This is a genomic window from Serratia sp. CY52157 (assembly GCF_052168495.1).
Lineage (GTDB): Bacteria > Pseudomonadota > Gammaproteobacteria > Enterobacterales > Enterobacteriaceae > Serratia > Serratia ureilytica.
The window spans coordinates 1,609,725-1,623,520 of sequence record NZ_JBJNMO010000001.1 but is presented as its reverse complement, the minus strand read 5'-3'; the positions used below and the strand labels follow the sequence as shown (position 1 = coordinate 1,623,520).

Below are 13,796 nucleotides of genomic sequence, written 5' to 3'. Positions count from 1 at the left end.
CGGCACCCTGTCATCACTCTGCCCTCATGATCCTCTCGCACCGTCTCGATCGGCGCGAGCGAGCCTCGCCCTTCACCGGGCGGGGCTTTTTATTGGCTGCGGCAGCGCGTCACCAGTGATAGCTGATGCCCATATCGAGTTTGTCCGACGCATCGACGCCGGGGGCGTGCCGAGAAAGGTTATTGAATTCATAGTTAATAAACACCTGCATGTTGCTATTGAGCAACCAGGTCACGCCCAACTCCTCGTAGTTCAATAAGTCGGTGTTGCGGCCTGCCCGGGCCTGTATCAAACGGGTATAGCCGATGTTGGGCTGAATATGGTCCGTCAGCCGGTATTTGGCGAGCGCTTCATAACTGGACGCCGAGCCGCGGTTAGCGGTTTGTTGCGGGCTGATGGCGTTGTCGCTTTGGGTGAACACGGCCGCGAGATAGATTTTTTTCGACGCATAGAGAACCCCCTCGGCCAGCGTATCGATGCGCCGACGATAGCCGGCGGCGCGTTGCTGCCGCTGCGTGGTTTGAGACGCCGAAGCGGCGGCGATGAGGCTGAGCGTCGGCGTCAGCGCATAGCGGAAGGAGGCGCCGAACCCGTTGCCGTTTTGTTTGCCCAGCGCCTGTCGATCGTCGCCGTCTTTGAACTGATACTGCAGCGCGAGGGCGGCGTGCCGCTGAAACAGGCTGAAAGGTTTGCGGTAAGTGAGCAGGTTGTGCGCCCGGCCGCGCATAAAGTTGTCGATGTAGTTGTAGGCCATTTCTCTGAACAGCGGGGAGCGATCGGTCAGGGCGGTCACATCATAGAGCACGCCCCAGTTGCGGCCGATATCGAGGCTGCCCAGAGCGGCGTTCTGCACGCCGAGGTAGGCGAGCCGGGTGCTGTTTCGGGTGGCGTCGGCGAAGCTGACGGTATATTCCCAATGGGCGTAGGCCCGCCAGCGCGGCGCGATCTTTTTTTTGCCGATCAGGCCGAAATAGAGATAGCTGCGGTCGCCGTCGTCGCGTTCGCTTTGGCCGCTGTAGCGTCTGGCGATAATCGTGCCGTAGAAATTCAGGCTGCTGTGTTGCGATACCGTCAGCGGCACGGCGAAGGCGCTGCGCGGCAACAGGGCCAGCAGCGGGAGCCACAGGCTCGCCGAAAAAGCGCGAGGATTGCATTTTATCATGATGACGCCGTCCCTGTGCGCGGCAAGCCGGCCGGCTTGCCGTCCTGGTGAAGCTTAAGCGTGCGTGACGTGTTTAAAGTAGCTGACGATCCCCTGCGTGATGGCGGTGGCGATTTTATTTCGGAATGCAGGGGTGCCCAGCAGCCTTTCTTCCTCGGGGTTGGTGATGAACGAGGTTTCCACCAATACCGAAGGAATGTACGGGGATTTCAACACCACGAAGGCCGCCTGTTCGGTATTTTTGGCATGCAAATGATGGATGGGCGCAATATGTTGGATCAGGTGCGAGCCCAGCGTCAGGCTTTCTTTGATGGTTTCCGTTTGTTCCAAATCAAACAGTATCTTCTGCAAATAGCGATCTTTCTTGATGACGTGGGGGCCGGCGAGATCGTCCGCCGCGTTTTCACTGTTCGATAAGTATTTCGCCATCGCGCTGCTGGCGCCCTTAGTGGAAAGCGCAAAGACCGAAGCGCCGCAGGCGCTGGGGCAGGTAAAGCCGTCGGCGTGAATCGACATGAAAAGATCCGCGCCGTGCCGGTGCGCGATCTCCACTCGATCGTACAGCGGAATAAAAACGTCGCTGTCGCGCGTCAGGCGGGCATCGATGCCGTGTCGATCGAGCTGCGCCCGCACGTTTCTGGCGATCGCCAGAACGACATGTTTTTCCAGCGAACCGGTGTGGCCAATGGCGCCGGAGTCGATGCCGCCATGGCCGGGATCCAACATGACCAGGAATCGTTTTCGCGCACCCTGAGGGCCCGCCTGTTTTTTGGGGCGTGGCAAGCCGTGGGCGCTAGCCAGCGGAGAAACGGCGCTATTGAGCGCCAGAGCCGCCAGCCCGGCCAGCATCATTCTGCGGCGGGACAAGCGCGTGTTCAAAAGGTCCTTCTTAGCCATAAGGTTAACCCGCATAAAGGGAAGGTTGATTTGTTATAACATAACAATTTATGCCGGCATCATCGTTGTCTGTTAGCGCCTGTTACTTTTAATGTCATTCTATAAATAAACCGGTTTTTTATACCGAGTATGGTTATTTAATTGGGTATTTATATTGTGATTTATTTGTATTGCATTTGTTAATTCTTATTTTGAAACACTATGCAATCCAATATTTCAAATGAGATTTATTACCATCCAGTAATGATATGTTATAACGTAATTACAAAAATTGATAAAAACGGCGTCTTTGCCGCCGGCATGCCGGCATAAAGACACCCACGTTTTTGGAGCGTTAACATGACTTTTAAACACCAGGAAAAAGAGACGCTAAATCTATTCGCGGTTCTCGCCGTCTCGTTAAGCACGGTCATCGCCATGCTCGACAGCACCATCGCCAACGTAGCGCTGCCGGTGATCGCGAAAGATTTCGCCGTTTCCGAATCGGCTTCCATCATGATTATCAATGCCTACCAGTTTGCCGTCGTCGCGTCGTTGATGCCCTTTGCGGCGCTGGGCAGAGCGGTGGGCAATAAAAAAATCTTTATGGCCGGGGTGGTGCTGTTTGCTTTCTCCTCGTTGGGTTGCGCGCTTTCCGACACGCTGGCGATGCTGACGGCGTTCCGAGTGATACAGGGCTTCGGCGCGGCGGCGGTGCTCAGCGTCAATGCGGCGCTGATCAAGGAGATCTACCCGGCAAGGCTGCTGGGGCGCGGCCTGGGGATTAACGTGATGGTGGTGTCGGTTTCCGCCGCCGCCGGGCCGTCCATCGCCTCGGCGATACTTTCTCAAACGAGCTGGAACTGGCTGTTCACCATCAATGTTCCCATCGCCTGCCTGTCGCTGCTGCTGAGCATGATATTTCTGGGCTCCCGCGAGCGGCGCAGCGTTGGCTTCGACAGCGGGGGCGCCCTGTTGGTGTTTGTGCTGTTTATCGCTTTCTCGCTCAGCACGATGAGCATGACCACCCGCCATCTGCCGGCGGCGGCGCTGAGCTTTGCGGTATTCGCCGGACTGGCCGGGTGGCTGTACATCAATCAGAAAAGAAAGGCCAACGCCGCGCTGATCCCGGTCGCGATGCTGCATAACCCGACGCTGTCATTGTCTTTGCTGATGTCGATGCTGTCTTACAGCACCCAGCTTTTGGCTTTTGTATCGCTGCCTTTTTATTTCCACAATGTCCTGCAAAGAAACGTGGTGGAAATCGGTCTGCTGCTGACCGCCTGGCCGCTGGCCACCATGGTGTCGTCGTTGATTTCCGGCGATTTGACCAAGAAATACGATCCCAATCTCGTCGCCCTGTCAGGCCTCGCCTGCTTGTTGGCCGGCATGCTGCTGATGGCCAACCTGCCGGCCGATCCGTCGAATGGGGCGATCGTATGGCGTGTGGCGCTGTGCGGCATCGGTTTCGGCCTGTTTCAATCACCGAACAACCTGCTGATCATGACCTCGGTCTCTCATGAAAACAGCAGCATCGCCAGCGGTCTGTTGGGCAGTTCCCGGTTGATCGGGCAAATCGTCGGTTCGGCGTTAGTGGCGATTTTCTTCAATATGCGCGGCGCGCAAGCGACGACTATCAGCTTAATGGCGGGGGCGGCGTTCTCGTTTCTCTCTCTGGCCGTGAGCTATATGCGCTTCAAGTCCGCCGTTACGTTAAAAACCAGCAAATAAGCACGTTCGAGGTTTCCCATGCGATTCATCCACCTGGTGCCGCTCATTATCGGGATGGCGGCGTTTTCCCTCAGCGGCTGCTCGACCTACCACGACGTGGCGCTGCAACAAAAAGAGGCGGGGCTCAATAGCCCGTATTATCTGTTGCAGCCGCCGGTGTATGTCGGCGATCGGCTGAAATACGGCCTGAAGGACGGCAGCGGCGGCGAGCTGACGGTTGCGAAGGTTGAACCGAAAGACATCGTTGCCGACAGCGGAAAAATCATTCCCCTGTCGCAACTCTCTTTCCTGCAGCGAAAAGAGATTTCCGAAGGAAAAACCGCCGCGTTGGTCGGCGGCGGCGCGGTCGCCACCGCGGCGATCGTTTTCGTTGCCGGGATCACCATCATGGCCGCCGGCATCGCCGCCTCGGCCTGACACCGCTCATCGACGCGCGCCATTGCGCGTGCGCGCAGGAGGCCTCATGGCCGTAAAACTGACATTCATCGCCACCGCCTTGCTGGCGATAGCCGCTTTGCCGATGCTGCCTTGCGCCGGCGCCAGCCAGCCGGAAGCGACCGCGCTGCCGCAGAGCGTGGCGGCGCAAACGCTGCCCGGCAGCTACCCGCGGATCGTCATCACCGGCAACTGCCCCTTCGGCGTGATCCTGGCCAACGAGGCGGCCTATCGGCACGTCGTCGGCGTCGGCCCCTGGGCATTCATGCATGCCGATATGCATGTGTTGAAAGACATGAAGCCTGACATCGGCAGGATCACGTCCGATTTCATCAATAAGGACTATCGGGTCAACATGGAGTCGTTAATGAATCTGCGGCCCGACATCATTTATTACTACGGCAAAAGCCAGGACGATCGGCTGGAAAGGGCGGGCGTGATGACGGTCGATCTGGACGCCGGCGGGAAGACCAAATACCAGCCGATGGTCACCCAGGTGTATTGGGAAAATACCTTCGCCGACACCCTCGGCCTGCCGCGCACGCATAAATTCAAAGACGCCTGGGAAAGGACCCTGAAGCAGATCCGCCCCTATGCCGCAGCCATCCGCGCGCAGCACGTCAGGGCGTTATATCTGGAAGAAAGCGACGGCAGGCAGCTGAAGGTGAGCGGCCCGCACACCTACGGCGACACCTATCTCAAAATGGCCGGCATGGATAACGTCGCCGGGGATTTGCCGGTGAAGGGCGATGCCGGCAGGTACATCAACGTGTCGATGGAGCAGATCATGGCCTGGGATCCGGATGTGATTTTCGTGGTGTTCGGCAGCGCAAAAGCGCTGCTGCACGGGGGGATCCCCGGCCAGGCGTGGGAGACGCTCAGGGCTGTGAAAAACGGCAAGGTTTTCTCGACGCCGGTGGGCATTCACAACTGGGGGGGCCTGTCGGCGGAAACGTCACTGTTGCCGCTGTTCATGATCAACCGATACGCGCCCGAAGACATTAGCGACAAGACGCTGCGGCAGGAGACGCGTCGTTATTATCGGACGATGTTCTCCTACGCGATCCCGGACCGGTTGCTGGATGAGGTGCTGGCGCAACGCTAGCGCCACGGTTGAATAGCGTTAATCCATTGGAGGAGCTTGGGGATGCCGGGCAGAGGAAAATATGCGGCGATCATGGCGGGATTGTTCATTTCGCTGTGTGCAGTCGCCTTCGCATCGCTGTTTGCCGGCCGCTACGCCTTGTCGGCCCATGATGTGGCGCAGATTTTATGGCAGGGGAACATGCCGGGGGAAAACCAGGCCCGCTATTCGGTGATTTTTAACCTGCGCGCGCCGCGGGTAGTGGCGGTGATGCTGGTGGGCGGCGGGTTGGCGGTCGCCGGCGCGACCTTTCAGGCGGTGCTGAAAAACGCATTGGCCAGCCCGGACGTGCTGGGCACGTCTTCCGCCTCCGCCTTTGGCGCTGCGCTGGGCATTCTATTGAGTTTGCCTTTTGCCCTGAGTTCGCTGCTGTCGTTTCTTTTCGGCGTGGTGAGCCTGTTGCTGGTGCTCGGCATCTGCCGCCTCAAACGCCGGCAGGATGCGCTCACCACGCTTTTGTCCGGCATGATTATCGCGTCGCTGTTTATCGCGTTTGTCTCGGTCATAAAATATGTCGCCGATCCGCAGGATACCTTGCCGGCGATCGTCTTCTGGCTGATGGGCAGCTTCGCTTCGGTAGCGAAAGCGCAAGTTTATTGGCTGATCCCGCTGTTTGCGGCGTGTTACCTGACTATCTACCGGCTCAGGTGGAATATGAACATTCTCTCGCTGGGAGACGACGAGGCGCGCATCGCCGGTCTGAATCCGCCCCGGCTGAAGATCCTGTTGCTGATCGCCGCCTCTCTGCTGGTTTCCGCCTCGGTGAGCTTGGCCGGCGTGGTGGGGTGGGTCGGCTTGGTGATCCCGCATTTGGTGCGAAGCGTATTGGGGTATAACCACGGTCGCCTGATCCCGGCTTCGGCGCTGAGCGGGGCGCTGTTTTTGCTGGTGATCGACAATATCGCCAGAGGCGCCACCTACGCTGAAATCCCGATCGGCATCCTGACCGCGCTGATCGGCGCGCCGCTTTTCGCCCTCCTTTTTATTATGAGCAGCAAACATGATCACCGTTAGCCAGTTGACCCTGGGGTTCAAAGGGTGTGAGCCCATTCTCGACAACGTCAGTTTTCATCTGAAACGCGGTGAGATCCTCAGCGTGCTCGGGCCGAACGGCGCCGGTAAAACCACGCTGCTGAGACATGTCGCGGGCCTGTGCCGGCCCTTGTCAGGCGTGTGCCAGATCGGCCATATCGACAATCGGCCCGCCCGACTGGCCTATGTGCCGCAGGCGAAAACGCCGCATTTCGCGTATGGCGTGCTCGATTTTGTCACTTTCGGCTGCGCTCGCCAGGCGGGGTGGTTCGCCGGGCCGCGGCGGCAAGATTTCGCCAAGGCGCAGGCGGTGTTGCACGCGCTGGAGATCGCGCCGCTGGCGCAGAAAAACATCAATCAGATCAGCGGCGGGGAACTACAGATGTGTTATTTCGCCAAGGCGCTGGCGGCGGACCCCGACGTCATGATCCTCGACGAACCGGAGTCGAACCTGGATTTTTACAATCAGGCAAAAATGATCGAGATGCTCTGGCGTCTCGCCAAAGAGCGGCAGATGACGATCGTGCTGAATACGCATTTTCTGCATTACGCCGATCGCATCTCCGACAAGTGCCTGCTGATGAATAAGCGACAGTGCGTGTTTGGCGATAAAAACGCCTTGCTGCAAGAGGATATCCTGGAGCGCTACTTCCAGGTGCCGGTGAGAAAGTGCCGGTACGAATATGCCGGCGTCAGCGAAGAAACGTTCATTGTCGCGCTACGGCACCCCGCTTGAGCGCCGCCAGTGCGAGGGCGATTGAGGGATATCCCTCATTGCGGCCCCGCCGGCGGTTATTTAAGCTGAAAGAGAAATGCAACGGTGAATATGGAGATAATCATGACTGATTCAGTATCCAACGATCGTAATCCCACCCCGGATGTGGCGGAAGACAACGCGTTCTTCCCATCACCTTACTCCCTCAGCCAGTACACCTCGTCCAAAACCGACTTCACGGGCGCCAGCTACCCGAACGCCTATCGCGGCGGCAAGTGGAAGGTGCTGATGATCGCCTCGCAGGAGCGCTACCTGCTGATGCAAAACGGCAAGTTCTTCTCCACCGGCAACCATCCGGTCGAGATGCTGCTGCCGATGTATCACCTGGATCTGGCCGGTTTCGAGATCGACATCGCCACGCCGTCCGGCGATCCGGTGAAGCTGGAGATGTGGGCGTTCCCGCATGAAGACCCAGCGGTCAAGGCCACCTATGAGAAGTACCGCAGCCAACTCAAGCAGCCGAAAAAGCTGACGGAAGTCGTGAAGGATCTGGATGGCGGCAACTACCTCGGCGTTTTCATTCCCGGCGGCCACGGCGTGCTCAATGATATCCCGTTCAGTGAAGAGGTGAAAAAGACGCTGCACTGGGCCCATGACAACGATCGCTACGTGATCTCGCTGTGCCACGGGCCGGCCGGTTTGCTGGCGGCGGGCATCGGTGAGAGCAAAGACGATTTCCTCTATCGCGGCTATGAGATGTGCGTGTTCCCGGATGCTCTCGATACCGGCGCCAACATCGACATCGGCTATATCCCCGGCCCGATGCCCTGGCTGGTGGGCGAACGCCTGCGTGAGCTGGGCGTGAAGATCGTCAATGCCGACATCACCGGCAAGGTGCATAAAGATCGGCGCCTGCTGACCGGCGACAGCCCGCTGGCTTCCAACAACCTCGGCAAACTGGCGGCGGAGACGCTGCTGGCCGACGTCGCCGCGCGATGAGCGACGAGATCGCGCAGCGCGCTTTCCAGACGGCGTTGGCGATGGACCACGAGCGAACCCTGTCCGCCATTCAGGGGCGGGTTCGCGCCTTCGCCGCGCCGTTCGGCTTCGATCGCTTTGTACTGTTTTCCGCTTCCGCCACGGCGGAGGCGGGGATCGAGCATATCTATTGGGTCGAAGGCGACTGGTTCGGCGAGGGGGAGGCGGTCGATGCGCTGACCTACGTGCGGCACTGCCCGGTGACTCGCCACATGCTGCGGGCCAGCGAGCCGTTCTTCTGGACCAAGACCCGGGCGCAGCAGGGAGAGCGCTACCGGATTGTGCGCACGCCGCGCGGCGCGGGCCTGCACGGCGTGCAAATCCCGGTGTTCGGCCCCGCCGGCCTGGAGGGCGCCGTCAGCCTGGGAGGCGAGCGCATCGACGCCTCGCCGCCGGTGCGGTTGGCGCTGTCGCTGGTGGGCACGGCGGCCTTTTTGGCGGCGCGGCGGCTGTTTGAACCGGCGGCCGGCAAAGAAGAAGGCCGGCTGTCGGCGCGCGAGCGTGAGGTGCTGAGCTGGACCGCCATCGGCCGACGACAGGCGGATATCGCCGCGATGCTCGGCCTGTCTGAACGCACGGTGGAAAACCACCTGCGCCGCATTCGCCGGCGCCTTGGCGCCGCCACCACCGCGCAGGCGATCAGCGTGGCGATCCGCCTGGGCGAAATTGCCCCCGAGAGCCGTTAGCCTGCCGCCATTTGCCGCAGCAGCCACTCGCGCAGCGCAATGATATCGGGGCGCTGCGCGGTCTCTTCGGTGGCCACCAGATAGTAGTTGGCGCCGGGTAACGCCATCTCGAACGGCGCGGCCAGCACGCCGCGCTGCAACAAATCGCGCGCCAGCAGCCGGCTGGCGATCACCACCCCCTGGCCGGCCACCGCCGCCTGCAGCGCATGGGTTTCGTCGCTGAAGGTCAGCCCGGCTTCCACGTTCAACCCTTCCGGCCCGTAGCGCCGCCGCCAGTTCTCCCAGGTCGGCGAGTCGGCGGGCACCTGCCGATGCGCCACGTGAAACAACGTCACCCGCTGCAAATCCTCGATGCGCGCCAGCGCCAGCGCCGGGCTGGCGACCACGATAAAGCGATCCTCATGCAGCAGGGTGCAGTGCAGATCGCTTTCCGGCGTTTCGCGGTAGCGGATGGCGACGTCCACGGTGCGCTGGCTGAGATCCACCCGTTCGACGCTGGTGTGCAGGCGCAGATCGATGGCGGGAAACTCCGCCTTGAAATCCGCCAGGCGCGGCACCAGCCAGTGGGTGAGAAAATTGGAGGTGGTGGTGACGGTCAGCGCCGGCGGCTGCCGGGCGCGAGTGATTTGGGCGACGGACTGTTCCAGCGCGGCAAAGGCGCGCTGGGTGCCGGCATACAGGATCTCGCCGGTCTCGGTCAGGCTGACGCCCTGCGCGCTGCGCTCGCACACCCGGCATTCCAGCACCGATTCCAGCAGTTTGATCTGGTGGCTGACCGCCGTCGCGCTCACGCCCAGCGCCTCGGCGGCCAGTTTGAAGCTGCGGCAGCCGGCCACGGCGTGGAAAGCGCGCAGCGCGCCCAGCGGCGGCAAACGGGGTTTTCTCATGGCTGAGTTATTCTCATCTAAGGCTGAAAACTATGAGTTTGTCTGACCGATTATACAAGAGATAGGCTACTGATATGTGAACAGGGAAATGAATTTATTTCATCATTTCCACCCTATCGGGAGTGAGCGATGAGCCTTTCTATCAACAACGGCGCCCTGGGCGCCATGACACACACGGGAACGGCGGCGAGCGCCCTGGCGCTCAGCGTGCCGGTCGCGGCGGGCGCTTTGCTGCTGGAGGCGGAGAGCCTGCAGGGCATCGGCGCGACCCTGATGCTGCTGACGGCATTGGCGCTGGCGTTTCTCGGCGGCGCCGCACTGGCCCGCTGGCAGCCGCTGCGGAACCGGCCTGCGCTGGCGATTCTCCGCCACGGCTTTTTGCTGGCGGCGGTGGGATGGCTATTCACATTGCTGATGCTGTTCGGCGGCCATGACTGGCCGGCTCTGCTGGCGGGCCTCGCCCTCGGCGGCCTGGGGCAGGGCGTTGCCTACCGCACGGCGGTGGAGGTGAAAGCGGCGTTCACCGTGGCGTGCAGGTTGACGACGGTGGTGACTATCGTGGCCGTAGTGATTGCCGCTTCGCTGGTGCAAGCCTACGCCGCGCCGGGCGTGAGGGGGAGCTGTTTCGCGCTGGCGTTGCTGGTCGACCTGGCGTTGCTGGGGGCGTTGCTGGCGCGGGTGGCGGAACGGGATGGGGCCTGAGCCGTCGCGCCGCAGGTAAACAACCCGCCGGTAAACCGGCGGGCTTCGCTTAGGCGGCCGCCAGTTCTTGCGGCGTAACGGTTTGCAAACCGACAAGCTGAATGGCCGGCTGCTCCAGATTGATGCCAAAGTATCCTTGATCCCAATTGTAGATATTGACGACGTGCTGATTGAGCGCGCTTTCGCCCTGCATGAATATCGACAGATCCTGCGTATGGGTTTGCGCATTGTAGTTCAGTGAGAAGCTGCTGTTTGATCCTTCGGCGCCGAAGGCCAGCAGGTGGTTGTCGATAGACAGGGAGGAGGCCTGTAAAAAGCCCAGCTCGAAGCTGTCGTCGATGTAGATATTGTGGGTCTGCTTCACGGGAATATTCAGCAGGCTGTTGGGGAAAGGCACATCGTTGGACAGCATGCTCAGGTTCACGCCGAGATAATCCTGCGGCGCGCTCCCTCCCGGCGCAGTGGTATAACCGTGCTCGAAACGAATCTCGCTGGAGCCTTTGCCCAGGCTGACCTCCAGGCCGTTGGCCGGCGTCAGCACCCGATCGTTAAAGGTGACGTTGTCCTTAAAGTCGGTCAGTTTCACCGCTTCGATGTTGTACAGCCCGTCCTTAAAGCCATACAGCCCGATGCCGTTTTTCTCGATCACCCCGCGTCCGCCGTAGCTGCCCTGGGCGTCAAACTTCAGGTTTACCCCGTGCGACAGGCTGGAATAATCGACCGTATCGTGGCCGCTGCCGCCGTCGATCACCGTCCAGCCATAGTTGCCGGCGTTGTTTTGCCAGCCGCGCGGCACGCTGATGGTGTCGTCGCCGCTGCCGGTGTTAACGGCGATATTGCCGAACGCCAGCGTGAAATCGTCGTCATGCAGCGTACCGACGCGGTACAGATTCGGCGTGGACAGCACGTCGGCAATGTCGTTGAAAATCGCCGAGCCGATATCCAGCTTGCCGGGAATGAGGCTGCCGCCGCCGGTCACGCTGCTGCCGTAGGATTCGGTGTAGAAATCACGCGCTGCTTCGGCGGCGAGGCGGATGGTCTCGTGGCCAATGCCGAGGGTGGTCAAATAGGTGGGCACTTCGCCCGCCAGCAGCGTTTCAACCACGTAACTGAGGTTTTTCATCTGCATGGAGACCTGCGCCGCCGCAATCAAATCGTAGGTGCCGCTTTCGACCTTAAAAGGCGAGGTATCGTTGGTGGCCACCCATTCGGTAAAGAACGAGGTATCGCCTAAATAAGAGAACAGCGTGGTGCCTGCCCAGGGGGAATAGTTGGGGGCGCCGGTCGAGGAAGCATCGGTGAACACCTCGGACGCCGCCGCGCCGGCGTCGATCAGGCCGACCTCGTGAATGTCCGGCACTTTGGCGCTGGTGGGCGGGGCATCCGGCAGCGGCGCGTTGGGATCGCTGCTCAGATCGACGCCAAACAGCGTTTTGGCGAAGTTTTTGGCGATGTTGTCGGAGGCATTCTGAATGCGCGCCTCCCAGTCATCGGGCACATGCCCGGTGCGCAGCTCATACTGCAGCTTGGTTTGGTCGCGAATGTAATGGGCAAACGCCCCCTGATTCGAGTTCACGCCATAGGCGCCTTTGATCCAGGTATAGACCGCGATATCCACGCCTTGAATAGGTTGGTTGGCATGGTTGGGATCGGTGAGCGCATCGACGGATGCGGCATATACCGCTGGCCAGTCGCCGGCTTTGGCGGCCTCCCAAATCGCTTGCAGTTTTTCTCGGTCGGTAATGACGTAAGCCATATAAACACTCCTTGTTGCTGAGAGATTGCTGTGAAATTCAACATGATGAATGGAAGCGCGCGATGGAATAAAACCGAAACCCGAACAGCCAGAAACGCGCATGCCGCGATCTGCAGCGAACGATGGGCGGCAGGCGCCCATAGCGAAAGGATAGACGCAACTTGCTGAGCGAGAGAGATTGGCTTATCGATTGTTTTTACAGAATTATTGCTGTAAATCGGCGGGTAAATCCGCGTATTGGCGTCAGGAAGGCATTTCCGTCAGCTTGGTTGGGAATCTTCTTAGGTAAAAGAGTGGGTTTCGCTGGGGGAAGGGGCCGGATAGTTTCCGACAGCTGCGTTTATCTCCTTGCCGCCGTATCATTTACCTTGGCGCCCGCTTATCCTGCATCAGCATTAGCGCGTAACAGAAACCGCGGGCTGATGAACGGTTAATCCAACCTGGAGGACTCGCTATGTCCGATCGCCCTACTATTGCGCTTATTGGCCCCGGCGCCATCGGCACCGCCATCGCTGCGGCGCTTCATGAAGTGGGCCGCACGCCGCTGCTTTGCGGGCGTACGGCCCATCCGCAATTAATTCTGCGCCACGATGAGGGAGAAGTGGTGGTGCCGGGGCCGGTTTTAAGCGATCCGCGTACCGTCGCCCATCCCTACGATCTGGTTTTTGTCGCCGTAAAAACCACGCAGGTAACCGACAGCGCGGGCTGGCTGGCGGCGTTGTGCAATAAAAACACCGTCGTGTGTGCGCTGCAAAACGGCGTCGAGCAGCAATCTCTGCTGGCGCCTTACGTCAATGGGGCGACGGTGCTGCCCTCCGTGGTGTGGTTTCCGGCGCAGCGCGAGCAAGATGCGTCCGTCAGGCTACGCGCCACGCCGCGCCTGACACTGCCGGATGCGCCACAGGCGCAAGCGATCGCCGACGCGCTCAGCGGTTCACGCTGTGCGGTTGAGCTGTCATCGGATTTTCTCTCGATTGCCTGGCGTAAGCTGTTGCAGAATGCGGCTGCGGGGCTGATGGTGCTGGCCAATCGCCGCGCAGGCATGTTTTCGCGCGCCGACATAACGCAACTGGCCCTGGCTTATCTGCGTGAATGCCTGGCCGTCGCGCGCGCGCAGGGTGCGGTGCTTCACGATAACGTGCCGGAGGCGATCGTGGACGGCTTTCAGCGTGCGCCCGCGGATTTGGGCACCTCTATTCTTGCCGACCGGCAGGCCAACCGGCCACTGGAGTGGGACATACGCAATGGTGTCGTGCAGCGTTATGGGCGCTTGCAGGGCATCCCTACGCCGATTAGCGATATCCTGGTGCCGCTGCTGGCCGCGGGCAGTGAAGGGCCGGGGTGATAGCCGGCGGCGCAGGCGTTCGTCGGGCAAGGGTATTTTCGCTGTCAATACGGTTGGCATTCAGACAGCCGGTTGCCTGCCGCAGCCCAAACCCGCCAACAGCAAAAAGCCCGCTCAGGTTTCCCTGAGCGGGCTTCTCTAAATATGGCTCCTCTGACTGGACTCGAACCAGTGACATACGGATTAACAGTCCGCCGTTCTACCGACTGAACTACAGAGGAATCGTGTGAACGGGGCGAATAATAGCGAGGCGCCGTCGGCATGTCAAAGGCGGATTACACATTCTG

13 protein-coding genes and 1 tRNA gene are annotated in these 13,796 nt (G+C 60.2%); 9 read left to right on the top strand and 5 right to left on the bottom strand.

The annotated features are described in order from the left end of the window. Nucleotides 1–109: 109 nt before the first annotated feature. Together ACJ8IP_RS07710 and amiA are read right to left on the bottom strand one after the other, a co-directional pair. Nucleotides 110–1,162 (bottom strand): porin, encoded by a 1,053-nt coding sequence (locus ACJ8IP_RS07710; RefSeq protein WP_033651859.1) that lies wholly within the window; start codon nt 1,160–1,162, stop codon nt 110–112. Nucleotides 1,163–1,216: 54 nt separating this feature from the next. Next, nucleotides 1,217–2,059, bottom strand: coding sequence for an N-acetylmuramoyl-L-alanine amidase AmiA (amiA, locus tag ACJ8IP_RS07705; RefSeq protein WP_033643732.1), 843 nt, complete (start codon nt 2,057–2,059; stop codon nt 1,217–1,219). A 339-nt stretch (nt 2,060–2,398) separates the two neighbouring features. Between amiA and ACJ8IP_RS07700 the strand changes: the two genes are divergently transcribed. The 7 genes from ACJ8IP_RS07700 (at nt 2,399) to ACJ8IP_RS07670 (ending at nt 8,819) form a co-directional block, all read left to right on the top strand. Next, the gene (locus tag ACJ8IP_RS07700) at nt 2,399–3,769 is read left to right on the top strand and encodes an MFS transporter (protein ID WP_042785000.1); all 1,371 of its coding nucleotides are present in this window, start codon (nt 2,399–2,401) and stop codon (nt 3,767–3,769) included. 18 nt (nt 3,770–3,787) lie between these two features. Further along, a complete protein-coding gene (locus ACJ8IP_RS07695) occupies nt 3,788–4,186 on the top strand; it encodes a hypothetical protein (RefSeq protein WP_223524788.1) in 399 nt (132 codons plus the stop codon). Nucleotides 4,187–4,232: 46 nt separating this feature from the next. Next, complete coding sequence (locus tag ACJ8IP_RS07690; RefSeq protein ID WP_255443898.1) at nt 4,233–5,309, top strand: ABC transporter substrate-binding protein; 1,077 nt, start codon at nt 4,233–4,235, stop codon at nt 5,307–5,309. A gap of 42 nt (nt 5,310–5,351) precedes the next feature. Next, a complete protein-coding gene (locus ACJ8IP_RS07685; protein WP_033643730.1) occupies nt 5,352–6,362 on the top strand; it encodes a FecCD family ABC transporter permease in 1,011 nt (336 codons plus the stop codon). Further along, nucleotides 6,349–7,116: an ABC transporter ATP-binding protein gene (locus tag ACJ8IP_RS07680; RefSeq protein ID WP_108681440.1), complete on the top strand. Its 768-nt coding sequence runs from the start codon at nt 6,349–6,351 to the stop codon at nt 7,114–7,116. Before ACJ8IP_RS07685 ends, ACJ8IP_RS07680 begins: the two co-directional genes overlap by 14 nt. A gap of 102 nt (nt 7,117–7,218) precedes the next feature. Continuing rightward, complete coding sequence (gene hchA, locus ACJ8IP_RS07675) at nt 7,219–8,094, top strand: glyoxalase III HchA (protein ID WP_033643728.1); 876 nt, start codon at nt 7,219–7,221, stop codon at nt 8,092–8,094. Beyond that, nucleotides 8,091–8,819, top strand: coding sequence for a PA1136 family autoinducer-binding transcriptional regulator (locus ACJ8IP_RS07670; protein WP_042784996.1), 729 nt, complete (start codon nt 8,091–8,093; stop codon nt 8,817–8,819). Before hchA ends, ACJ8IP_RS07670 begins: the two co-directional genes overlap by 4 nt. Here ACJ8IP_RS07670 and ACJ8IP_RS07665 read toward each other — a convergent pair. After that, the gene (locus tag ACJ8IP_RS07665) at nt 8,816–9,706 is read right to left on the bottom strand and encodes a LysR substrate-binding domain-containing protein (RefSeq protein ID WP_089191999.1); all 891 of its coding nucleotides are present in this window, start codon (nt 9,704–9,706) and stop codon (nt 8,816–8,818) included. The genes ACJ8IP_RS07670 and ACJ8IP_RS07665 overlap by 4 nt on opposite strands. A gap of 129 nt (nt 9,707–9,835) precedes the next feature. Between ACJ8IP_RS07665 and ACJ8IP_RS07660 the strand changes: the two genes are divergently transcribed. After that, nucleotides 9,836–10,408, top strand: a complete 573-nt coding sequence (locus tag ACJ8IP_RS07660; RefSeq protein WP_108681436.1) for a hypothetical protein — start codon at nt 9,836–9,838, stop codon at nt 10,406–10,408. A gap of 49 nt (nt 10,409–10,457) precedes the next feature. On the opposite strand, the gene ACJ8IP_RS07655 is transcribed toward ACJ8IP_RS07660, so the two are convergent. Beyond that, the gene (locus ACJ8IP_RS07655; RefSeq protein ID WP_147838507.1) at nt 10,458–12,164 is read right to left on the bottom strand and encodes a hemolysin; all 1,707 of its coding nucleotides are present in this window, start codon (nt 12,162–12,164) and stop codon (nt 10,458–10,460) included. A gap of 454 nt (nt 12,165–12,618) precedes the next feature. Here ACJ8IP_RS07655 and ACJ8IP_RS07650 point away from each other — a divergent pair, with 454 nt between their 5' ends. Next, nucleotides 12,619–13,509, top strand: a complete 891-nt coding sequence (locus tag ACJ8IP_RS07650) for an oxidoreductase (RefSeq protein ID WP_089191996.1) — start codon at nt 12,619–12,621, stop codon at nt 13,507–13,509. Between the two features lie 145 nt (nt 13,510–13,654). Here ACJ8IP_RS07650 and ACJ8IP_RS07645 read toward each other — a convergent pair. Beyond that, nucleotides 13,655–13,730, bottom strand: a tRNA-Asn gene (locus ACJ8IP_RS07645). Between the last annotated feature and the right edge of the window lie 66 nt (nt 13,731–13,796).